Origin of the sequence: Caballeronia sp. AZ7_KS35, from assembly GCF_023631045.1 — a bacterium.
GTDB classification, from domain to species: Bacteria; Pseudomonadota; Gammaproteobacteria; order Burkholderiales; family Burkholderiaceae; genus Caballeronia; species Caballeronia zhejiangensis.
Window position 1 is genome coordinate 18,250 of record NZ_JALQDV010000036.1, and the last position, 22,066, is coordinate 40,315.

The 22,066-nt window shown below is 64.0% G+C and carries 21 protein-coding genes; 10 read left to right on the top strand and 11 right to left on the bottom strand.

Annotated elements, in window-relative coordinates; translation table 11 throughout:
- Positions 1–112: 112 nt before the first annotated feature.
- Positions 113–361 carry a hypothetical protein gene (locus NCT05_RS22055; RefSeq protein WP_008354307.1) on the top strand — a complete coding sequence of 83 codons (249 nt, stop codon included), beginning with the start codon at positions 113–115 and terminating at the stop codon, positions 359–361.
- A 6-nt stretch (positions 362–367) separates the two neighbouring features.
- On the opposite strand, the gene NCT05_RS22060 is transcribed toward NCT05_RS22055, so the two are convergent.
- A complete protein-coding gene (locus tag NCT05_RS22060; RefSeq protein WP_250503168.1) occupies positions 368–961 on the bottom strand; it encodes a J domain-containing protein in 594 nt (197 codons plus the stop codon).
- 88 nt (positions 962–1,049) lie between these two features.
- Positions 1,050–1,370: a hypothetical protein gene (locus tag NCT05_RS22065; protein ID WP_239295348.1), complete on the bottom strand. Its 321-nt coding sequence runs from the start codon at positions 1,368–1,370 to the stop codon at positions 1,050–1,052.
- Between the two features lie 104 nt (positions 1,371–1,474).
- On the opposite strand from NCT05_RS22065, the gene NCT05_RS22070 reads away from it, so the two are divergent.
- The 3 genes from NCT05_RS22070 (at position 1,475) to NCT05_RS22080 (ending at position 4,231) form a co-directional block, all read left to right on the top strand.
- Positions 1,475–2,023 carry a phosphonate degradation HD-domain oxygenase gene (locus NCT05_RS22070; RefSeq protein ID WP_250503169.1) on the top strand — a complete coding sequence of 183 codons (549 nt, stop codon included), beginning with the start codon at positions 1,475–1,477 and terminating at the stop codon, positions 2,021–2,023.
- Between the two features lie 117 nt (positions 2,024–2,140).
- Positions 2,141–3,550: a DHA2 family efflux MFS transporter permease subunit gene (locus tag NCT05_RS22075; RefSeq protein ID WP_033535971.1), complete on the top strand. Its 1,410-nt coding sequence runs from the start codon at positions 2,141–2,143 to the stop codon at positions 3,548–3,550.
- A 105-nt stretch (positions 3,551–3,655) separates the two neighbouring features.
- Entirely contained in the window at positions 3,656–4,231 is a 576-nt protein-coding gene (locus NCT05_RS22080; RefSeq protein ID WP_008354302.1) for a transglycosylase SLT domain-containing protein, read from the top strand.
- Between the two features lie 88 nt (positions 4,232–4,319).
- On the opposite strand, the gene NCT05_RS22085 is transcribed toward NCT05_RS22080, so the two are convergent.
- Entirely contained in the window at positions 4,320–4,670 is a 351-nt protein-coding gene (locus NCT05_RS22085; protein ID WP_175982327.1) for a hypothetical protein, read from the bottom strand.
- A gap of 111 nt (positions 4,671–4,781) precedes the next feature.
- Positions 4,782–5,099 (bottom strand): hypothetical protein, encoded by a 318-nt coding sequence (locus NCT05_RS22090; protein ID WP_033535970.1) that lies wholly within the window; start codon positions 5,097–5,099, stop codon positions 4,782–4,784.
- Between the two features lie 151 nt (positions 5,100–5,250).
- Between NCT05_RS22090 and NCT05_RS22095 the strand changes: the two genes are divergently transcribed.
- Positions 5,251–5,958 carry a hypothetical protein gene (locus NCT05_RS22095; RefSeq protein ID WP_250503170.1) on the top strand — a complete coding sequence of 236 codons (708 nt, stop codon included), beginning with the start codon at positions 5,251–5,253 and terminating at the stop codon, positions 5,956–5,958.
- A gap of 205 nt (positions 5,959–6,163) precedes the next feature.
- Here NCT05_RS22095 and rarD read toward each other — a convergent pair whose 3' ends face one another.
- Positions 6,164–7,141 carry an EamA family transporter RarD gene (gene rarD / locus NCT05_RS22100; protein ID WP_250503171.1) on the bottom strand — a complete coding sequence of 326 codons (978 nt, stop codon included), beginning with the start codon at positions 7,139–7,141 and terminating at the stop codon, positions 6,164–6,166.
- A 374-nt stretch (positions 7,142–7,515) separates the two neighbouring features.
- On the opposite strand from rarD, the gene egtD reads away from it, so the two are divergent.
- Entirely contained in the window at positions 7,516–8,484 is a 969-nt protein-coding gene (gene egtD, locus NCT05_RS22105) for an L-histidine N(alpha)-methyltransferase (RefSeq protein WP_250503172.1), read from the top strand.
- Here the strand turns inward: egtD and NCT05_RS22110 are convergent.
- Genes NCT05_RS22110 through NCT05_RS22130 form a run of 5 tightly spaced genes read right to left on the bottom strand, consistent with a single transcriptional unit; the run spans position 8,481 to position 14,587 of the window.
- A complete protein-coding gene (locus tag NCT05_RS22110; protein WP_008354295.1) occupies positions 8,481–8,777 on the bottom strand; it encodes an acylphosphatase in 297 nt (98 codons plus the stop codon). The genes egtD and NCT05_RS22110 overlap by 4 nt on opposite strands.
- A 48-nt stretch (positions 8,778–8,825) precedes the next feature.
- Positions 8,826–9,965, bottom strand: a complete 1,140-nt coding sequence (locus NCT05_RS22115; RefSeq protein WP_175982330.1) for a hybrid sensor histidine kinase/response regulator — start codon at positions 9,963–9,965, stop codon at positions 8,826–8,828.
- A 22-nt stretch (positions 9,966–9,987) separates the two neighbouring features.
- Positions 9,988–10,584: a chemotaxis protein CheB gene (locus NCT05_RS22120; protein ID WP_008354293.1), complete on the bottom strand. Its 597-nt coding sequence runs from the start codon at positions 10,582–10,584 to the stop codon at positions 9,988–9,990.
- A 2-nt stretch (positions 10,585–10,586) separates the two neighbouring features.
- The gene (locus NCT05_RS22125; protein WP_008354292.1) at positions 10,587–11,432 is read right to left on the bottom strand and encodes a CheR family methyltransferase; all 846 of its coding nucleotides are present in this window, start codon (positions 11,430–11,432) and stop codon (positions 10,587–10,589) included.
- Positions 11,429–14,587, bottom strand: a complete 3,159-nt coding sequence (locus tag NCT05_RS22130) for a response regulator (RefSeq protein ID WP_250503173.1) — start codon at positions 14,585–14,587, stop codon at positions 11,429–11,431. Before NCT05_RS22130 ends, NCT05_RS22125 begins: the two co-directional genes overlap by 4 nt.
- Before the next feature lie 161 nt (positions 14,588–14,748).
- Between NCT05_RS22130 and hpnA the strand changes: the two genes are divergently transcribed.
- The 4 genes from hpnA to NCT05_RS22150 all read left to right on the top strand — a co-directional run bounded on the left by hpnA (position 14,749) and on the right by NCT05_RS22150 (position 20,534).
- The gene (gene hpnA, locus NCT05_RS22135; protein WP_250503174.1) at positions 14,749–15,759 is read left to right on the top strand and encodes a hopanoid-associated sugar epimerase; all 1,011 of its coding nucleotides are present in this window, start codon (positions 14,749–14,751) and stop codon (positions 15,757–15,759) included.
- A 244-nt stretch (positions 15,760–16,003) separates the two neighbouring features.
- A complete protein-coding gene (locus tag NCT05_RS22140) occupies positions 16,004–18,250 on the top strand; it encodes an NADP-dependent isocitrate dehydrogenase (RefSeq protein ID WP_008354288.1) in 2,247 nt (748 codons plus the stop codon).
- Positions 18,251–18,399: 149 nt separating this feature from the next.
- A complete protein-coding gene (locus tag NCT05_RS22145) occupies positions 18,400–19,911 on the top strand; it encodes a tetratricopeptide repeat-containing glycosyltransferase family protein (RefSeq protein ID WP_250503175.1) in 1,512 nt (503 codons plus the stop codon).
- Positions 19,912–20,015: 104 nt separating this feature from the next.
- Positions 20,016–20,534: a hypothetical protein gene (locus NCT05_RS22150; protein ID WP_008354286.1), complete on the top strand. Its 519-nt coding sequence runs from the start codon at positions 20,016–20,018 to the stop codon at positions 20,532–20,534.
- 10 nt (positions 20,535–20,544) lie between these two features.
- Here the strand turns inward: NCT05_RS22150 and NCT05_RS22155 are convergent, their stop codons facing one another.
- Positions 20,545–21,747 (bottom strand): glycosyltransferase, encoded by a 1,203-nt coding sequence (locus NCT05_RS22155; RefSeq protein WP_008354285.1) that lies wholly within the window; start codon positions 21,745–21,747, stop codon positions 20,545–20,547.
- Positions 21,748–22,066 lie beyond the last annotated feature (319 nt).

Here is a 22,066-nt window from a genome sequence, read left to right on the forward strand (position 1 = left end):
GTGCTTTGTCAAGAATGTGATGCGTCGCGGCAGGGGTTTCACTGATAGGGCTTCAATCATCGGCGTGTTCGGCCGTTATCCCTAACATGAAAGCCGCGTGCTGGAGACTGAAATGAAATGCGCGAACGAGCAGTCCCTTCGTTATCAGGTAGAAAAATGGCTCGCGCCGGGCAGCATGCCGGTGCATGTGAGGCAGTTCAGCCGCACGCGTGCCGACAGGCGGCGCTATGTATGCGTCGAGGCGTTGCACGGCGCGGTGTCGCGAGCGCTGTTCTTCTTCCGCCACGATGACGGGCACTGGTGCGTGTATCCGCCCGCACCGAAGCAAAGCAACATGCGCGGCGAAAGACTCGCGGCCTGAGGCGGTTCAGAAACGCAGGTTGTTGAGGAACTGGAACCACATCGCGCCGAGCGGATTCGACGCGTCGGTAGCCGCCGGTTCCTTCTCTTCTTTCTTCGCCGCGACCGGTTCTTCTTCGCGCTCTTTCTCTTTCGATTCTTCCCTGGCCTGACGCGATTCGTGCAGCGCGATCGCGCTGTCCGCGATCTGACGCGCGGTCGACTCGTCGCATTGCGCGCCGAGCAGCACGCCGAACACGACGTCACGATTATGGCCTTTCGATGCAAAGCGCATCGCGAGCGATACGCGCTGCGCATAGAGCGCCTCGCGGGCTTCACGCTCCTTCGTTTCGCGCGCTTCGCGTTCGGCTTCTTCCTGCCGCACGCGCTCTTCCCAGCGGCGCATCTCTTCCGTGTAGATGCGGTCGTAGACCTCGCGTTGCGCGGGGTCGGAGAGAATCGCGTAGGCTTCCTTGATCTCGAGGAACTTCGCGCGGGCGACGTCTTCGTTGCCCACGTTGCGATCCGGGTGGCAACGCATCGCGGCCTTGCGATACGCGCGTTTGATTTCTTCTTCGGTGGCGTGCTCGTCCACGCCGAGCGTTTCGTATAACGTTGCCATCTTGCGTTCGGTGGGTGCGGGTCGTCGAGCATCCTAACACGCGAAAAACGGGGTCTTTTCGCGCGATGCGGCATTGCAACACGAACGGCTAGCGGCCGGTGATCGCGCGTGCGGCCATGGCGCCTAACGAATCGAAGATGGCGCGCGCGGGCTTCAGATAGCGCGCGATATGCAGCCGTATGTTCACCACGCCCGCCACGAAGATGAGAAGCGTGATGAGCAGATAGTCGCGCCGCTCCGGTACGAGGTGATAACGCGTATGCAGCAGCACGAACACGATCCACACGAACGCCGGCGCATGCAGCGTCCAATGACGCTGCGCGAAATGCCACGCGATGCGGCGCACATCGCGTCGTGAAGCGCGATCGAGGCCTGCGAGTTCGGGGCGTCGGCGGAAAGAGAAAGGCATGAGGTTCAACGCACGCTTTGCGTGCGCCATCATCGCGTCATAAAGCCTTGCGAGAATCGCGCGTCATTTCGCTCCAAGCATACCCGCCCGACCCTTTCCTTACGATGGCGCTTTCACTCGACGACATCCGTCATCTCTTCGATGAACACGGTTCAATCGCCTATAGCGGCGAGCCGGTCACGCAATTGCAGCACGCGCTGCAAAGCGCGACGCTCGCCGAGCAGGCGGGCGCGAGCCGCGAGCTGATCGTCGCGGCCTTGCTGCACGATCTCGGGCACCTGCTGAATCCGCAAGGCGAGACACCGAGCGAACGCGGCATCGACGATCTGCATCAGTACTTCGCGCTGCCGTTTCTGCGTCCGCTGTTTTCCGACGCCGTGCTCGAACCGATTCGCCTGCACGTCGATGCAAAACGCTGCCTTTGTGCGATCGATGCGTCGTATCACGCGCGGCTGTCGGCGGATTCGGTGCGCAGCCTCCAATTGCAAGGCGGCATATTCGACGATGAAACCGCGCAGGCCTTTCTCGCGAAGCCTTACGCGCGCGATGCCATCGCGCTGCGCCGATGGGACGATGAAGCGAAGGACGCGCGGCGCGTCACGCCCGCGCTGCCGCATTTCATGGAAATCGTGGCGAGCGTCGCGCTGAGTTAGGCGTCGCTGCATCGAAGCACGCACGTTCGCGTATCGCGCTAGACTGTGCGCCATGCGTCCATTCCCATTCGAAAGCGACTTGCAACAAGCCTTCAGCGCGCATACGAGCGCCGCATCGTGAAAGGCGGCAACTTCCGCATCACCGCCGCCGTCGTCGCTTCGGCGCTCTTCATGCAAAACATGGACGGCACGATCGTCGCGACCGCCATCCCGGCGATGGCCCGCGATCTGAACGTCGACGCCGTTCATCTGTCCAGCGCGATCACCGCCTATCTCGTTGCGCTGACCGTCTTCATTCCCGCGAGCGGCTGGGTCGCCGACCGTTTCGGCGCGCGCCGCGTGTTCATGTGGGCGATCGCGACGTTCACGCTCGCGTCCGTCGCGTGCGCCGCGGCGATGAACCTGCCGCAACTGCTCGCCGCGCGCGTTGTGCAAGGCCTCGGCGGCGCGATGATGGTGCCTGTCGGCCGTCTGATCCTGTTTCGCGGCGTCAAACGCGAGGAACTGCTGCAAGCGACGACATGGCTCACGATGCCCGCGCTCGTCGGTCCGTTGCTCGGCCCGCCGCTCGGCGGCTTTCTCACCGACGCGCTCTCGTGGCGCAGCATCTTCTGGGTCAACGTGCCGGTCGGCGTCGCCGGTCTCTTTCTCACCTGGAAGTTATTGCCGCCTTCGCCGCCCGAAGAACGCACGCCGCCCGATCTGCGCGGCATGCTGATGTCGGGCGCGTCGCTGAGTCTGTTCATGATCGGCATCGAGAGCGCGGGGCGCGGCGTGCTGCCGGCCGGCGTGCCGTGGATTTGCGTCGCCGTCGGCCTGCTGCTCTTTCGCGCGACCGTGCTGCATTGCCGGCGCGCGCCGAATCCGGCCATCGACTTTTCGTTGCTTTCGATCCCCACGTTCCACGCCGCGACGGTCGCGGGCAGCCTGTTTCGCGCCGGCGCGGGCGCGCTGCCCTTTCTCGTGCCGCTGACGCTACAGACGGGCTTTGGCTACAGCGCGACGGCGAGCGGCCTGGTCACGTTCGCGAGCGCGCTCGGCTCGTTCTGCATGCGCCCGATGACGGCGCTCGCGCTGCGGCGCTTCTCCGTGCGGACGGTTTTATGCGCGGGCAGCGTCGTGTTCGCGGCCGTGCTGCTCGTCTGCTCGACGATGTCGCAGGCCTGGCCCGCCGCCGCGATCTTCCTGCTCCTGCTGCTCGGCGGACTCGGCCGGTCGCTGAGTTTCGCGACGATGGGCGCGCTCGCCTTCGCCGATGTGCCCAAGCCGCGCCTCGCCGCCGCGACCTCGTTCCAGGGCACCGCGCAACAGTTGATGAAGGCGGTCGGCGTGACGGTCGCCGCCGGCACGATTCAGGCGACGATGCTCGTTTCCGGCAGCGCGCATACCGAGCGCTGGCAACTGGCGTGCGGTTTCATCGTGACGGCGCTGGTCGTCCTGGCCTCGCTCCCGATGTTCGCGCGTCTCTCGGACGATGCGGGCGAAGGCATATCGGCGCCGGCTTCCAAGCGTGCCGAACGCACGTAATTCCTTCCGATCCGCGAAACAAAACATCAGATTTAAGACAAGTACATGATCCACAAGGCTTTTTTATGTGGCTATAATGCGATTCCGCTTTGATCTGGCCATCCGATGCGTCGTGTACTTGTCATCTTTGCCGCCCTTGCCCTCTCGCTGAACGGCGCGCCTGCCGCCCACGCACAGGACAATCCGCTCGCCGCCAGCAATCCGGTCGCGCAGTCCGCCGTCGCGCAAGACCCGAAGGCCGAGCAGGCAAGTCACAAGATTTCGGAAATGCTCACGCGCAAATTCGGCGTGGCGCGCCAAAAGGCGGAAACCATCGCAACGGCGGTCATGTCGTCCGCGTCGAAATATTCGCTGCCTCCGGCGCTTTTGCTCGCCATCATCTCGATCGAATCGCGCTTCAAGGAAACCGCCCGAGGGCCGAACAATGCAACGGGCCTCATGCAAGTGGTGCCGTCGGCGCACAAGAAACTGGTGCGCAACGTCGATCTGACGGATCCGGAAGACAACATCGAGACGGGCTCTGCCATCCTGCACGGGTATGTGAAGTCCGCTCAGGGCGATGTCGATGCCGCGCTGAAAAGCTACGGCGGTTCGCGCGCCTACGCCGAGAAGGTCAGCGTGCGCGCAAAGGCGTTCGAACCGGCCGCATCCGTCGATGCGGCGTCGGCGAGCGCTCAATAAGCTTTAATCTCGCGCGCCGCCGGGCGGATGCCGCAACACGTCCCGATGACGTCGCGGCGATCGCACCCGACTGCGCGCCGGCCTCGCTTCAATAGGCCTTTTTGGTGCCACTGCCGTCGGACTTCATGCCGCCCGAATTCATGTTGCCGTTGTTCGGCGCACTGCGTTGCACCGTGCCCTGATCCTGGCTCATGCCGTTGGTCGCGTCGTTGCCCATGCCGCTCTTCGCGCCGGTGCCGGTCGTGCCATCCGCCGAGCCGCCCATTCCCGTTCCGCCCATACCGACGCCGCCGCCCTTGCCGCCCGCAGCTGAACCTGCGCCGGCCGAACCGTTGCCGCCTGCGCCCATCGAACCGCCGCCGCCCGCTTGCGCATAGACGCCGCCCGACAAGCCGAGTACCAGCGCGGAAATCACCAACTTCTTCGTAGTCGCGTTCATTGCAAGTCTCCCGAGTTTGCGTATCGGTCGTCGCGTATGTCGTGCAACGACCGTGTCCGCATTAGCGCAAGGGACGTGCCGCGAGTCTCATCGCGTCAGACGATCAGTGGATCAGTAGCCGCACGGCACGTACGCATTGCGATAGTTGTCGTAGCAGTAGCCAGGCGGCTGCGCCGGCTGCGCATAAACAGGCTGTGCGTAGGCGGGCTCCGCATACGCGGGTTGCTGATAGACGGGTTGCGCGTAAGCCGGTTGAGCATTGGCGACCGATGTGACCAGCGCACCGAGCACCGCACCGCCGATCAGCGCGCCGACGATCGCACCGCCATCGCCGCCGTGGCCGCGGCCACCGCCGTGTCCGTGCGCCGAGGCTTGGCCCGCCATCGTCAGACTACCGATCATCAACAAGACAAGTGCTGTGCGTTTCATGAGCTTCTCCATTTCCCGTTTAGCCGGGTTCGTGGAAGTCATCTTAAGCAGACAGCTAAGAAATAACTGCATTACTTGGTAACCGCGCATTTCAACGATTACAAATAGGCTGATTCGTTCGGATTCCCAATCGTTAAAACCACAGTTACAAATGGAAGCGAATTCGCTACGACGTAACAGCTTTTTCAGCCGGTTCGGTAACGCAGATGCTCGCGCCCCAGCAATCCCGCCGCTTTTACCGCATGCCGTTTCATTTGCTCGCCACTGGTTACTGTTTGTCACCAGAAGAACGTCAACTGGATCGAAGCACGCGGCGTTTTCATCGTCAGCGCGGCGCACTGCGCGCCACGCGTCCTCGAATAAAAGATCAAGGGAGTTTCAAACCATGAAGAAGATCGTCGCTGCTCTCGCATCCGCCATGCTGGTCTCCACCGTATTCGCGCAAACCGCCGCCACCGACGCCGGCAAAGCGCAACTGAAGGCGAACAACGAAAAGGCCGAGGCGCAGGCGAGCGCCAACAAGAAGAAGGCCGAAGCACAGCGCGACGCCGCCAAGGCGCAGGCATCGGCGAATGAGGACAAGGCATCGGCGCAAGCCGACGCCAACAAGGAAGCCGCGAAGGTAGCGCAGGCGACCACGCCGGAACAGGCTTCCGACGCTCGCGGTGATGCCGCCAAGGCACAGGCGAAAGCCGACAAGAAAAAGCACGCTGCACAAAGCAAGGCCGACAAGAAAAAGCAGGACGCAGCGAAGGATGCCAACGTGGCACAAGCGAAGGCCGACAAGGAAAAGGTCGAAGCACAAAACGACGCGAACAAGTCGGCCGCCGATGCGAAGGTCGACGCGGCGAAGAAGTAAGGGAGGCGAGCGTCCCTCGCATTGCGCATCGGGCATTGCATATCAACAGACCGGTGCGTTCGATTCAGGCGAGCCTTCGGGCTCGCCTTTTTACTTGCCTATGTTCTCGGATCAGCGCGGCACGCGTTTCGATGGCGTCGTGCTCGGGCTCGACCTCATGCGCGATCCGCACGACGCCCCCATCGAAACGCACGGGGCGCGCTGATCAATCCACGCGCTCGATTTCATCCGCGACGGTTTCATGCTCGACGCTCGCATGATGCTCGCTCATCGGCATCGGCGATGCCTTTTTGCGCGAGCGCATCAGAAGACGCGCGCTATGCACGCCCGTCAGCACGACAGCGATCCAGATCGGCACATAAGTCCCGAGCTGGTGCGCTGAAAACGGCTCGCCGAGCAGCAGCACCGCCACGCCGACGAGCAGCACCGGTTCCACATAGCCAAGAATGCCGAATAGCGCGAGCGGCAGATGACGGCTCGCGCGCAGATACGACGCGAGCGCGATCGTGCTCAATGCGCCGAGTCCGGGAAGCAGCACGAGCCACAGATGCGGCGCGCCCGCGACCTCCGTGAACGCGCCGCGCGCGAACAGCATGAGCGCGGCGACGGGCGACATCAGCATGATCTCCACCGCGAACGACACGAGCGGGTCCGCGTTGAGCCGTCGACGCAACATGAAGTACGGCGGATAACCGAGCATCACGACGAGCGTCGGCCATGCGAACGCATGCGTGGCGATGAGCTCATGCGCAACGCCGACGGCCGCCGCCGCGACGCCTGCCCACTGGAATCCATCGAGCCGCTCGCCGTAGTGAAAGCGTCCGAGCAGCACCATCGCGAGGGGAAGCAGGAAATAGCCGAGCGATACTTCGAGCGCGCGCCCGTGCAGCGGCGCCCAGAGAAAGATCCACAACTGCAGGCCGAGCAGCGCGGCCGTGATCGCGAACATCAGCAGCAGTCGCGGCGTTTTGGCGAGCCTCGCGACGAGCGCGCATAATTGCGGCCAGCGCTTTCTCACGGCGACCAGCGCGAGCGCGCCCGGCAATGTCCACACGATACGCCACGCGAAGATGTCGAGGCCGTCGAGCGGCGCGAGCCATTTCGTGTAGCCCGACATGAGCGCGAAGAGCGCGGAAGCCGCGACGGACAGCGCGATGCCGCGCGCGAGGTCATGCTGATTCATCGGGAAGTCGCTGCGCGTTGAAGGTGAATGCAAGCCGGACACAACGTGAACTGCGCATTCTAAACGCCGCGAGCGCTTTGTTTTCGGAACGCGCTTCAAAGAAAACTGCCGCGCGCGCCCGCTTTTTGCTTCCTTCATGCTTCGCATTCGGCATGAACTCTGCCGCGTGAACATTGTCTCTTGCGGTTGTCTTTTGCCGGTCATGTTGATCGGCGACCCTTGTCGGTCCGGCGCGTTCAGCCGGCCTGTCCCTCAGTCCGAGCGGCACACCGCGCGATCATCCGCCGCTCACGTCGAAGCATCCGCTGCAACAACGCGCCGTGCCATCGTTTCCCGGTGGCACGCGAAGAAAACGCCGCATCGATGGAGACGTCATGACTCAAGCTGCCCTTTCCCCCCGCTTCAACAATGCCTTCGCAGAGGCTGTGCACACAGGACTCAGCAAGCGTCCGCAGAAAGAACTGCCGTCGATGTATCTGTATGACGAAGTGGGTTCGGCCCTCTTCGAAGTGATCACCGCGCTGCCCGAGTACGGCGTGACGCGCGCCGAAGAGCGCGTGCTGAAGGACCACGCGACGGATATCGTCGCGGCGATGCCCGGCGACATTCAGGTCGCGGAACTCGGCAGCGGCAGCGGCCGCAAGACGCGCCGCATCCTGGAAGCGCTGTGTAAGAAGCAGCCGACCGCCTATCATCCGATTGAAATTTCGCGCACCGCATTGCAGTTGTGCCGGCGCGAACTGAGCGATATCGAGCGCGTGTCGATTGTCGGACATGAACGCGACTACCTCGCCGGACTCTCCGAAGTCAGCGCCAAGCGCAAGGACGGCGAAAGACTGCTCGTGCTGTTTCTCGGCAGCACCATCGGCAATTTCGCGCGGCTTGCGGCGACGAAGTTCCTGTGCTCGATTCGCGGCATGCTGCAACCTGGCGACGCGCTTCTGCTCGGCACCGATCTCATCAAGCCGCTGCCGGTGTTGATCGCCGCGTACGACGATCCGATCGGCGTGACGGCCGCGTTCAACCTGAACATGCTCGCGCGCATCAATCGCGAACTGGGCGGCGACTTTCCGATCGACGCCTTCGAGCACGTCGCGCGCTTCAATCCGGATGCGCGCAGCGTCGAGATGCATTTGCGTGCGAAGCGCGCGCTTTCCGTACGCGTGCGCGGCGCGGATCTGCGCGTGGACTTCCGCGAAGGCGAAACGATCTGGACGGAAAGCAGCCACAAATATGCGGCCGATGAAGTCGCGCCCATCGCCGCCGATGCGGGCTTCGAATGCACGCATCAGTGGCGCGACGAGGAATGGAAGTTCGCGGAGAGCCTGCTGGTCGCGCGTTAGTGCTGCTCGAAGCGCTCGTAGCGTTTCTCGATGTGGCGCTCCTCGCTGTGAAACTCGGTGACGCGGGCATGCGGCGGCCCGCGTCGCAGCCATTCGAGCATCAGATCGACCTGATTGGCCGCGCCCTGCACGACCGCTTCGACGGAGCCGTCATCAAGATTGGCGACCCAGCCGCGCACGCCCAGCGCATGCGCCTTGCGCACCGTGTGATGCCTGAAACCGACGCCCTGCACGACGCCGCGCACACGCACGTAATAGGTTTCGATTCTCGTATCCAGATCCGGGCCCGGCATCGCGCTTACTCCTTTCCAGTGTTCATAGGCGCATTGTAGACACGCGCTTCAACTCAGGCGAAAGGGCTGCGCCATGTCGGCGTGTTCGCCCGAGCGCGGATGCGGCACGCGCGGCAACCTCACTTCGAACACCGTGCCCGTTTCGGACGTCGAGCGCACGGATACGTCGCCGCCATGCATCTGCGCGATTTCACGCGTGATGTAAAGCCCCAGCCCGAGGCCGCTCGACTCGTTCTGACGCCGGCCCGATCGATACGGCGCGAAGATCGTCGGCAGAACGTCCGCGGGAATCTCGCCGGCGTTTTGCACCGCGATGGTGATGTCCTCGGCGTTGCCGTCGAGGCGCACTTGAATCGCCGAGCCTTCGTGACCGTGCTGCAGCGCGTTGCCGATGAGATTCGAGAAGACCTGCGACAGCAGATCGCCGTCGCCCTGCAACAGCGTGTCGCCCTGACGCAGCACGAAGATGCGCCCCTTGCCGACGCGCGCCTCGTATTCATCGACGATATTCTTCGCGAGCGTCATCAACTCGACGGCGCGCGGCTGCAGCGTCACGCGCCCGCCACGCAGACGCGCAAGGTTCAGCAACTGATCCACCATCCGCACCATGCGCATGCCGCTCGACTTGATGCGCGTGCCGATGTTCGCCACGTTCTCGTCCTGCACGAAACGCGCGAGATATTCCGCCGACGCGATGACCGCGGAAAGCGGCGTGCGCAGATCGTGACCGAGCACGGCCATCAGCATTTCGTTCGCATCGAGCAGTTGCTGCACGGTCGCGAGCTGCGTCGCGAGTTGCTGCTTCTGACGCTCCATCTGAATGAAGACATCGACCTTCGAATTGAGGATGCGCGAATCGAAGGGCTTGTAGAGAAAATCCACCGCGCCCGCTTCATAGCCGCGAAACGTGCGGCTCGCGTCCTGCGCCGTCGCCGTGAGAAAGATGATCGGCACGTGCGCGGTGCGCGGGCTGCCGCGCATCAGTTCGGCGAGCTCGAAGCCGTCCATGCCCGGCATGTTGACGTCGAGGATCGCGAGCGCGACTTCGTGCTTGAGCAGCAGCTCCAGCGCGGCGGGGCCCGACTCGGCCTTCAGCACCGACAGATCCGGCCGCGCGAGCGACGCTTCGAGCGCGGTGATGTTGTTGCGAATGTCATCGACGATCAGCACGTGGATGGGTTGCGTCATCTGGTGACTCCTTGCCTTCTTTTCATGGCTGCCGGCCGATGCATTGCGACAGCCGCAACGCCATTTCATCGAGCGTCAGTACTTCATTCACCGCGTCCTCAGCGATCGCCGCGAGCGGCATCGCCGGGGCCGAGGCCGTCTCCGGGTTCTGCGCCCAGCACGCGCCGCCCGCCTCGCGGATCGCGCGCGCGCCGCGGGCGCCGTCGTCGTTCGCGCCGGAGAGCACGATGCCGAGCAGACGTTCGCCATACGCATGCGCCGCCGATTCGAACAGCACGTCCACCGATGGCCGCGAGAAGCGCACCGGCGGATCGACCGACAGCGCGATCGCCGGCGCCGCGCCGCCTTCCGCCTCGACGAGCATGTGATATCCCGGCGGCGCGAAATACACGGTGCCGGGCGCGATCTCGTCCTTGTCGAACGGCTCTTCGACGGCCAGTTCGCAGCGCGACGCGAACAATCCCGGCAAGAGGCTCGGCTGTCCTTGCCGCACATGCACGACGATCAGCACGGGCAGCACGAACGTCTTCGGCAGCGCGGGCAACAGATGATTGAGCGCCTCGACGCCGCCCGCCGATGCGCCGATCACGACTGCTCCGATGCGATGCGCGTCGAACATCGTCACACCTTCTGGTAAAGCCGCTCGCGCGCATTGAAATCCGCGAAGCGGTCTGCATAGGTGGAAAAGCGCAGGCTTTCCTTGCTGCCGAGCCCGAGAAATCCGCGCCGCACGAGCGAATCGCTGAACAGACCGAGCGCGCGATCCTGCAACGCGCGATCGAAATAGATCAGCACATTGCGGCACGACACGAGATGCGCTTCGAGAAACACGCTGTCGGTCGCGAGACTGTGATCCGCGAACACGACGCGCGACTTGAGCGTCTGCGAGAACTTCGCCGCGCCGTACGCGGCGTGATAGTAGTCCGACAGCGAACGCTTGCCGCCCGCCGCCAGATAGTTCTGACTGAAGCTCGCCATGCGTTCCAGCGGATAGATGCCGCTCTCGGCCTGACGCAGCGCTTCGGCGTTGATGTCGGTCGCGTAGAACACGGTGCGATCCGCGATCTTCTCTTCGGCGAAGAGCACGGCGAGCGACCACAATTCCTCGCCGGTGCTGCATCCCGCGACCCAGACCTTGATCGACGGATACGTCTGCAGAATCGGCACGACCTGCTCGCGAATCGCGCGAAAGTAGTGCGGATCGCGGAACATCTCGCTCACCTGCACCGTGAGGTACTGGAACAGCCGCGCGAACAGCGCCGGATCGCGCAGAATCCGCTCCTGCAAATGCGAGAGCGTCGGCAGGCCGAGATCGTTCACGGCTTGCGCGAGGCGTCTTCTCAGCGAACTCATCGAGTAATGCCGGAAGTCGTGCTGATAGCGCAGGTAGATCGCTTCCAGAATCAGCTTCAGTTCGATGTCGAACGTCGCTTCTTCGTCGTGACTGCCGTCGTTCGCCATGTTCATCGCTGCCGCAACCAAACCCGACATAAAGACACGAGCTTATCCACGTCGATGGGTTTCGATATGTAATCGTCCGCACCTGCCTCGAGACATTTCTCGCGATCGCTCGGCATCGCTTTCGCCGTCAGCGCGATGATCGGCAGACGCGCGTGCTCCGTGCGCTTGCGGATTTCGGTCATCGCGGTCAGGCCGTCCATTTCGGGCATCATGATGTCCATCAGCACGAGGTCGATATCGCTGCGGCGCGCGAGCGCTTCGAGCGCTTCGCGTCCGTTGCGCGCGATTTCGAGCGTGGCGCCGAGCGGCTCGATCACGCGCGACAGCGCGAAGATGTTGCGCACGTCGTCTTCGACGAGCAGGATCGTGCGGCCTTCGAACACGTCGTCGCGCTGACGCGCCGCGCGCAGCATGCGCTGCTGCTCCGGCGGCAGCGCGCTTTCCACGCTATGCAGGAACAGCGTCACTTCGTCGAGCAGACGCTCCGGCGATTTCGCTCCCTTGATGATGATCGATTTCGAATAGCGGCGCAGGCGCTGCTCTTCTTCCTGCGACAGCAGGCGTCCCGTATAGACGATGACCGGCGGCGACGCGTGCCCGCCGCTCGTCGACACGCGTTCGAGCAGTTCGTAACCGGAGCCGTCGGGCAGCGCGAGATCCATCACGACGCAATCGAACGGCACGCGCTGCATCTCCTCGATGGCCTCCGCGATCGATCCTGCCTCGACGATGCCCACCGTGTCGCTCGCGAGCAGCGCGTGAATGCTCTGACGCAACGCCGGATCGTCCTCGACGACGAGCACGCGGCGCATGCCCTGCGACGAGCGCGCTTCGAGCTTGCGGATCGCGTGCGCCAGTTCTTCGCGCGCGCTCGGCTTCAGCGTGTAGCCGATCGCGCCGAGATGCAGCGCGACATCGGCGTGATCGGTCGCGGAGACGATGTGAATCGGAATGTGACGCGTGAGCGGATCGTGCTTGAGCCATTCGAGCACGGTGAGGCCCGACTGATCCGGCAGGCCGATATCGAGCAGAATGCCGTTCGGCTGCAGCGAACGCGCGAGCTCGACGCCTTGCGTGGCGGTCGCCGCGTGCACGCAGTCGAAATCGAGTTCGTGCGCGAGATCGTAGAGGATGCGCGCGAACGGCTGATCGTCCTCGATGACGAGAATCACGCGATCCGGACGCTTGCGGTCGGCGCGGTCGTCGGCGATGCCGAGCGGCTCCGGACTGACCATGGGCGCCGGCATCGGCTGTACCGGCGCAGGCGCAGGCGCAGGCGCTGGCGCAGGTGCAGGCGCGGGCGCGGGCGCGGCCATGGGCTGCGCTTCCCGCATGTGACCGATCGTATCGAGCTTCGCGGTGACGGTGCCTTCGTGCGCCGCGATCGGCAGCGTCACCGAAAACACGCTGCCCTGCCCCAGTTCGCTCGACACGGACACCGATCCGCCGAGCAGTCGCGAAAACTCGCGCGAAATCGACAATCCGAGGCCGCTGCCGCCGTATTTGCGGCTCGTGGTGCCGTCGGCTTGCTGGAACGCCTGGAAGATCATCTCTTGCTTGTCGCGCGCGATGCCGATGCCCGTGTCGCGCACATCGAAACGCAGCGCGTTGTCGCCGGCGCGCTCGACCGCGACCGTCACGCGGCCGCGCTCGGTGAACTTGAATGCGTTCGACAGCAGATTGCGCAGCACCTGCAAGAGCCGCTGGCTGTCGGTGACGAAGTATTGCGGCACGTTCTCGCCGTGCGCGGTGACGAATTCGACGCCCTTGTTCGCCGCGATGGGCGCGAACGATTGCTGCAACGTCTGCAGGATCGCATCGACGGATGTGTGCGCGAACTGCACGTCCATCTGTCCGGCCTCGACCTTGGACAAATCGAGAATGTCGTTGATGAGCGAAAGCAGATCGCTGTTCGACGAATGGATCGTCGCGGCGAAGCGCACCTGTTCCTCGGTCAGGTTGCCTTGCTTGTTGTCCTGCAAGAGTTTCGCGAGGATCAGCGAACTGTTGAGCGGCGTGCGCAGTTCGTGCGACATGTTCGCGAGGAACTCCGACTTGTACTGGCTCGCGCGCTCCATTTCCAGCGCGTTCGCGGTCAGTTCCTGCTGCGCCTGCATCAGCTCGGACTTTTGCCGCTCCAGATGTTGCGTGTGCTCTTCGAGCTGCACGTTGGTCTGTTCGAGCTCGGCCTGCTGCTGTTCGAGACGCGCCTGCGAATCCTGCAGCGCGCGGCCGCGCTCCTCCAGTTCCTCGTTCGACACGCGCAACTCTTCCTGCTGGACCTGCAATTCCTCGCTCTGGCGCTGCGTTTCTTCGAGCAGTTCGACGAGACGCGCGCGATACCGCGACGAACGCAGCGCCATGCCGATCGGTTCCGAGGCCATGTCGAGCAGCGCGCGGGTATCGTCGAAACGGCCTTCGTTGCCGACGAAGCCGAGTTCGATCGCGCCCACGACGTCGCCATCGGCGAGAAGCGGCGCGATCACGACGCGCGACGCCGCCGCCGATCCCAGCGCCGAACCGGCCTTCAGATAGTGCGCGGACGCGTCGCGCAATTCGAGCACGCGCGCCTCTTCGACTGCCTGTCCGACGAGTCCCTGGCCGCGCGGTATCCTCGCTGGCGCGCTGGCATCGTCCGGCAGCGCCCACGACGCGACCCGCACGAGCGCATCGCCTTCGAGCGCGTAGACGACGCCGACTTTTGCATTCACGTACGGAATGATCGAACGCAGGATGCTCACGCCGATCGAAGCCGGAGACTGCTCGCCGCGCAATTTCTGCGCGAGTTGCACGATGCCCTGTTGCAGCCAGGTCGTGCGTTGTACGGCGAGCCGCGATTTGATATACAGATGCGCCACCGCTGCGAGCGCGAGCATGACGACGATGCCCATTGCGCGGTTGATCTGCAGCACGTCGCGGCTCGTGTTCGGATCGGTGGCGGCGAGTGCGTATCCTGCGAGCGTCAGCACGGTCGAGACGCCCGCCGTGACGATCGGCACGGCGGGGCGGTCGGCCCAGACGCAGAGCACGACGGGCAGCACGTAGAACACCCAGATCGCGATGCGGATCGGCGTGAGCACGTCGATGCAGAACACCACGGCGAGCGTGATTGCGATTGCGAGGTAAATCCAGGCGCTTAGGTTTCGAGTGTCTTGAGGCATCGCTTACCGGTTGTGTCCATGTTTTGCGCGGTCCTCGCGGCCGCGGCAGGCGAGGACCATAGCATGAGCCGCAAGCCCTTGTCACATCGGGCTTTGCAGCCTTTTTTCGGCGCGGCAATCGTTACAATCGAGGCCGCGCGGACGTTTTCAACGAGGTAAGAATGACTGATTTTTCCGGCTCTCGCGTGCTCGTCACGGGTGCTTCGGGGTTCGTCGGTTCCGCGGTCGCGCGGCTCGCCATCGAACGCGGTTTCGACGTGCGCGTGCTCGTGCGCAAGACCAGCCCGCGCAAGAACGTCGAATCGCTGGACGCGGAGATCGTCGTCGGCGACATGCGCGACGAAGCGTCCATGCGCGCCGCGCTCAAGGGCTGCCGCTTCCTGTTTCACGTAGCCGCCGATTACCGCATCTGGGCGCCGGATCCGGCCGAAATCGAACGCGCGAATCTCGAAGGCACCGAAGCGACGATGCGCGCGGCGCTGTCCGAAGGTGTCGAGCGCATCGTTTATACCAGCAGCGTCGCGACGCTCAAGGTGACGAGCTCGGGCGCGATCGTCGACGAGACGAAGCCGTCGGATGCGCAGAGCACCATCGGCGCATACAAGCGCAGCAAGGTGCTCGCGGAGCGCGCGGTCGAGCGCATGGTCGCGCAGAACGCGCTGCCGGCGGTGATCGTGAATCCGTCGACGCCGATCGGCCCGCGCGACGTGCGCCCGACACCGACCGGGCGCATCATCGTCGAAGCGGCGACCGGCAAGATCCCCGCGTTCGTCGATACGGGCCTCAATCTCGTGCACGTCGACGATGTCGCGAACGGGCACTTTCTCGCGCTCGAACGCGGCAAGATCGGCGAGCGATATATCCTGGGCGGCGAGAATCTGCCCTTGCAGCAGATGTTGGCGGACATCGCCGGATTCGTCGGGCGCAAGCCGCCGACCATCAAGCTGCCGCGCGGGCCGCTTTATCCGCTCGCGATCGGCGCGGAGCTGTTCGCGAAAGTGAGCGGAAAGGAGCCGTTCGTGACCGTCGACGCGCTGCGCATGTCGAAGAACAAGATGTACTTCACGTCGGCGAAGGCGGAACGCGAGCTGGGCTACGCCGCGCGGCCGTACGCGCAAGGTCTGAAGGACGCGCTGGACTGGTTCCGGGAGAACGGGTATCTCGCTGGATGAAGCGCCAAATCATTTCGTGAAACGTTCCGGCCATCGCGACGCGGCCGGAAGACAGCAACTCTTGTATAAGACTCGAAAAAAATTAAGTCATTGAATTCGCAAGAAAAACGCCCGTTTTGGCCAATTTCGCAAGCCGAAATTCACACGCGCGCCCTGCAAAATCAGGCAGAATAGCGGTTTGTTGCCGGAGGGGTGACGAGGCCGGCGGTTTTTTCCAACCTGTTTTCGGATGTCGAGACAAGCGATGAGTAATCAGCAACCCACCATCATCTACACCCTGACCGACGAAGCTCCGCTGCTCGCGACCAGCGCCTTTCTGCCGATCATCCGTGCCTTCACCGCGCCGGCGGGCGTCAACGTCGAGACGAGCGACATCTCCGTCGCGGCCCGCATCCTCGGCGAATTCCCCGAATTCCTGACCGACGAGCAAAAGGTCCCCGACAACCTCGCGAAGCTCGGCGAACTCACGCAGGACGCCGACACCAACATCATCAAGCTGCCGAACATCAGCGCGTCGCTGCATCAGCTGACGAGCGCGATCAAGGAACTGCAAAGCAAGGGCTACAAGCTGCCCGACTATCCCGAAGAGCCGAAGAACGACGAAGAAAAGGCCATCCGCGCGCGCTATGGCAAGTGCCTCGGCTCGGCCGTGAACCCGGTGCTGCGCGAAGGCAACTCGGACCGCCGCGCGCCGCTCGCCGTGAAGAACTACGCGAAGAAGCATCCGCACAGCATGGGCGAGTGGAGCATGGCGTCGCGCACGCACGTCGCGCACATGAAACACGGCGACTTCTATCACGGCGAAAAGTCCATCACGAACGATAAAGCCCGCGAAGTGCGCATGGAACTCGTGACGAAGCGCGGCGAAACCATCGTGCTGAAGCCGAAGGTCAAGCTGCAGGAAGGCGAGATCGTCGACAGCATGTTCATGAGCAAGAAGGCGCTCGTCGAGTTCTACGAAGACCAGATGCAGGATGCGTTCGACACGGGCGTCATGCTGTCGCTGCACGTCAAGGCGACCATGATGAAGGTCTCGCACCCGATCGTCTTCGGCCACGCCGTGAAGGTGTTCTACAAGGACGCGTTCGCCAAGCACGGCAAGCTCTTCGAAGAGCTCGGCATCAACGTGAACAACGGTCTCGTCGATCTGTACACGAAGATCGAAGCACTGCCGGAATCGCAACGCGATGAAGTCATCCGCGACATGCACGCGTGCCACGAGAAGCGCCCGGCGCTCGCCATGGTCGATTCGGCCAAGGGCATCTCGAACCTGCACGCGCCGAACGACGTGATCGTCGACGCATCCATGCCCGCGATGATCCGCGCGGGCGGCAAGATGTGGGGCGCCGACGGCCGTCCGCAAGACACGAAGTGCCTGATTCCGGAAAGCACGTTCGCGCGCATCTATCAGGAAATCATCAACTTCTGCAAGACCAACGGCGCGTTCGATCCGAAGACGATGGGCACGGTGCCGAACGTCGGCCTGATGGCGCAAAAGGCGGAAGAGTACGGCTCGCACGACAAGACGTTCGAGATCGCGGAAGACGGCACCGCGCGCATCGTCGACAACGCGACGGGCGAAGTCCTCGAAGGGCTGACGCAGGAAGTCGAGAAGGGCGACATCTGGCGCATGTGCCTCGTGAAGGACGCGCCGATCCGCGACTGGGTGAAGCTCGCCGTCACGCGCGTGAAGAACTCGGGCACGCCGGCCGTGTTCTGGCTCGACCCGTATCGTCCGCACGAAGCCGAACTCATCAAGAAGGTCGAGACGTACCTGAAGGATTACGACACGACCGGCCTCGACATCCAGATCATGTCGCAAGTGCGCGCGATGCGTTACACGCTCGAACGCGTGATCCGCGGCATGGACACGATCTCGGTCACGGGCAACATCCTGCGCGATTACCTCACCGACCTGTTCCCGATCATGGAACTCGGCACGAGCGCGAAGATGCTTTCCATCGTTCCGCTGATGGCGGGCGGCGGCCTGTACGAAACGGGCGCGGGCGGCTCGGCGCCGAAGCATGTTCAGCAGCTCGTGCAGGAAAACCATCTGCGCTGGGACTCGCTCGGCGAATTCCTCGCGCTGGCGGTGTCGCTGGAAGAGCTCGGCATCAAGAACGACAACGCGCGTGCGAAGCTCGTCGCGAAGGCGCTCGATTCGGCCACCGGCAAGCTGCTCGACAACAACAAGAGCCCGTCGCCGAAGACCGGCCAGCTCGACAATCGCGGCAGCCAGTTCTATCTCGCGATGTACTGGGCGCAGGAACTCGCGTCGCAGTCGGAAGACAAGGCGCTCGCCGAGCAGTTCGCGCCGCTCGCAAAGACGCTGGCCGAGAACGAGCAGAAGATCGTCGATGAACTCGCCGCCGTGCAGGGCAATGCGGTGGATATCGGCGGCTACTACAAGCCGGACGAGAAGAAGCTCGAAGCCGTGATGCGTCCGAGCAAGACGTTCAATGCCGCGCTCGAACAGGTGCGCGCGAAGTAAGCTGGGCTGGAGCGCGTTCTTTCGCGCTTCGGTGATGAAACCGGCATCGCCTTCGGGCATGCCGGTTTTTTTTGCGCGCGCCGCATCCAACGATCTTTACAGACGCCGGTTCGCCTCTGCATACACTGTCCGCCCCGACAGGAAACCTCATGCAGAACGATCTCATCCAGCGCGCCAGTCGAGCTTATGCGGAGCACGCGTTTGGCATCGCCGTCGAATTGGCCGATGAAGCCGTCGCCGAGAATCCGCGCAACGCCGATGCGCTTCATCTGCGCGGCCTGATCGCGCTGGCGCTGCGCAAGCCGGAAGACGCGCGAACGTGGCTCGCACGCGCCATCGAACTTTCCGCGCATCCGGGCTTTTGCAACTCGCTTTGCGTGACGCAGCTGCACCTGCGCGACTTCCCGGCCGCGGCGCAAAGCGCGCGCCTCGGACTGCGCATCGCCGATGAGCGCTTTCCGGATTACGGCGACATCGCCCTGCTTTGGTTCAACCTCGGACTTGCGCTGCAACTCGACGAGCAGATGGAAGCGGCGGCGCAGAGTTATCGGCGAGCGCTCGGGCATCGGCCGGATCACGCGGCATCGCATAACAATCTGGGCGCGGTACTCAACCGTCTGGGCGATCTCGACACGGCAATCGAGCATACGAAAGCCGCCATCGCGCTCGATCCGGACAACCTCGAAGCGCACAGCAATCTCGGCCATGCGCTGCTCGCGGCGGGACGCTACGACGAAGCGTGGCCGCATTTCGAGCACCGTTGGGCAAGCTTTCAGACGGACGGTCAGACGCTCGGCGCACGCGCGCCCGAGTTGCCGATTCCGCTCTGGCGCGGCGGCCCGCTTCCCGCCGGCGCGAGCCTGCTCGTGCTGCACGAACAAGGCTTCGGCGATGCGCTGCAATTCTGCCGCTACCTGCCGATGGCGCTGGAACGCTTCGCGCGCGTCGGCTATGTCTGTCCGGCGCCGCTGCGGCGGCTCTTCGAAGAATCGCTGTGCGCGCGCTGGCCGAACATCGTTCTCGTCGACGGAGACGCCGTCGATCTGTCCATGTGGACGCACCATTGCCCGCTGATGTCCTTGCCGATGTGTTTCGGCACGCGCATCGGCAATATTCCCGCGCCGACGCCCTATCTGCGCGCCGATCCCCAACGCGCGCGTTTCTGGGCGGAACGAATCGGCGAGCGCTCGATGCCGGCGGTCGGTCTCGTCTGGGCGGGCGGCCACACGCATTCGCGCGGCGACAAACGGCGCAGCATCGCGCCGGAAACGCTCGCGCCGCTGCTTTCGTATCGCGGCGTGCGATGGATCAGCCTGCAAAAGGCCGAGCACGCCGACAAGCAACTGCCGCCCGCGTTCGCCGGCCAGATCGCCGACTGGATGGACGGCGTCGGCGACTTCGCGGACACGGCCGCGCTCATCGACGGACTCGATCTCGTGATCGCGGTCGATACGTCGGTCGCGCATCTCGCCGCCGCGATGGGCAAGCGCGTCTGGCTGCTGAATCGCTTCGCGGGCTGCTGGCGGTGGCTGCGCGATCCCGACGACACGCCGTGGTATCCGGACATGCGCCTCTTCACGCAGACGAAGCGCGGCGACTGGACCGACGTGCTGACGCGCGTGCGCGCCGAACTCGAAAACCTCGGCGAGCGCGTCGTCTGACACACGGTTGCGTGCATTTCGTTACAAGGTGTGGCGGTATCGGAGAAGTCCAGCGGGTAGAATCGGGGCCTCACTGCTAGCACGCACGTTACAGACACACTCGCATGAATCTACAAGACCAGCTCGGCGCGCTGGAGTCGAGCCTCGATACGCTCCTTCAGACCGCTGCCGCATCTGCGCGCTCATCCGCCGGCTCGCCTGCCGCTCCGCCCGCCGTATCGGACGAACCGCCCGCTTTGCGCGATGTGCGCGAACCGGTCGATGCCGACGCGCCCGCCGAACCGCCCGCGCTGAACGAGCCCCCGACGCTCGTCGTGTCGCGCCCGGAGCGCGATGCGGTCGAAATGACGATCGCGGGCAAGACGGTGAAGCTGAGCCCGGAAGGTGTGTCGGAACTGATCGAGGAATTGTCGAACGTGCGCGCGTCGATGTCGCCGGATCAGCCTGCGGGCATTGCACCGGGATGGCGCTTCGCCGCCACGAAGAATCCCGTGATGGCGACGCAGAAATACGCGAACGGCGACCGCCTGCTGGTCTTGCGCCACGCCGGGCACGGCTGGGTGCCGTTCACGTTCTCGCCGAACATGGTCATCGAGCTGTATGCCATGTTGACGAAGAAGTGAGAAGCCGCGTTTACGAACCTTCCTGCGTCGGCGCCTGCACGCGCGCCTTCCATTGCCCGCCCTTCCCGCTCCAGTACCGCACGGCCGAGCCGATCGTCGCGCTGACGTAGAACAACGCGACGAGCGGCAGGAGCGGCGCCCACAACAGCGATCTGCGGTAGTAGCGCAGCATCGGACCATAGGCGATGCACATCAGCGCCCACGCGGCGCATGCGGGCCACGCGCTCGCGCCGTATGCCAGCGCGAGCACCGGCGGCGCGAGATAGATCACCGCCATACCGAGCACGGTGCCGGCAAGCAGCAGAGGCGAATAGCGCAATTGCGTGAACGCCGTGCGCGCGATCATGTTCCAGATGTCCCGCCAGCTATCGTACGGACGCAGCGACACGCTGTGCTCGGCGAGATCGAGGCGGATCGGGCGCGCGTCGTTGCGGCCCGCGCGATGCTTGATGCGCGCGGCGAGACTGCAATCGTCGATCAGTTCCTGCCGGATGGATTCGATCCCGCCCGCCTCCACGAGCGCCGAACGGCGCACCAGCATGCAGCCGCCTGCCGCGCCGGCGGTCGCCTTCTTCGCGTCGTTGACCCATTCGAACGGATAAAGCTTCGCGAAGAAGAAGACGAACGCCGGAATCAGCGCCTTTTCCCAAAGGGAATCGCAGCGCAGACGGACCATCAGCGAGACCAGATCGCGGTCTTCGAGAATCGTGCGCGCGACGAGTTGCGTGGCGGCATCGGCCGGATGGTGGATGTCCGCGTCCGTGAGCAGCAGGAATTCCGCGGGCAGGCCGAGCTTGTCGATCGCGCCGATGCCCTGCGACTGCGCCCACACCTTGCCCGACCAGCCCGGCGGCAGCGGCTGCGCGGTCAGGATCGTCAGACGGTCTTCGAGGCCGAGATCGCGGGCGGCGGCGAGCGCGACGTTCGCGGTGCCGTCGGTGCTGTGGTCATCGACGACGATCACATGGAACGCGCCCGCATAGTCCTGCTTGAGCAGCGAGCCAACCGCGCGGCCGATGACGTCGGCTTCGTTGCGCGCAGGCACGACGGCGACGAGCGCGGGCCATGCGCCGCGGCGCGCGATCTCGGCGTTGCCGACAGCGTGGATCGTCGTATCGGATAGCGCCGGCGCGGGTTGCGCGCGCCAGAATCCGCCGCGGGCGAACAGCAGCACGATCCAGATCAAGAAAGACAGCCAGGCGATCAATAGCATGAGTAAACGATTAGCTTGAAAACAGTGGCGCAGCCGATGCGCGCGATGGACCCGGCGTTGCGCGAAAAATACACCGGGGAAACAGCGCGGCGAGCCGGTCCGCGAGGCCGCGCGGCAAGGGCGCGTGGCGCGGATCTCGCCGCCATGCGGTCCGAAGCGTCCGACAGTTTACTGGGTTCTCAAAATCGCCGTATTTGCGTGTGCCGAAGCGCGTCGCGAAGTGAAGCGGGCATTGAGCACCCAAAAAGGGAACGCGTTAGAATACGCGGTCAACTTCGGCGCGCAGACCGACCCCACCGTGTCTTTTTTTCCGGTCTGC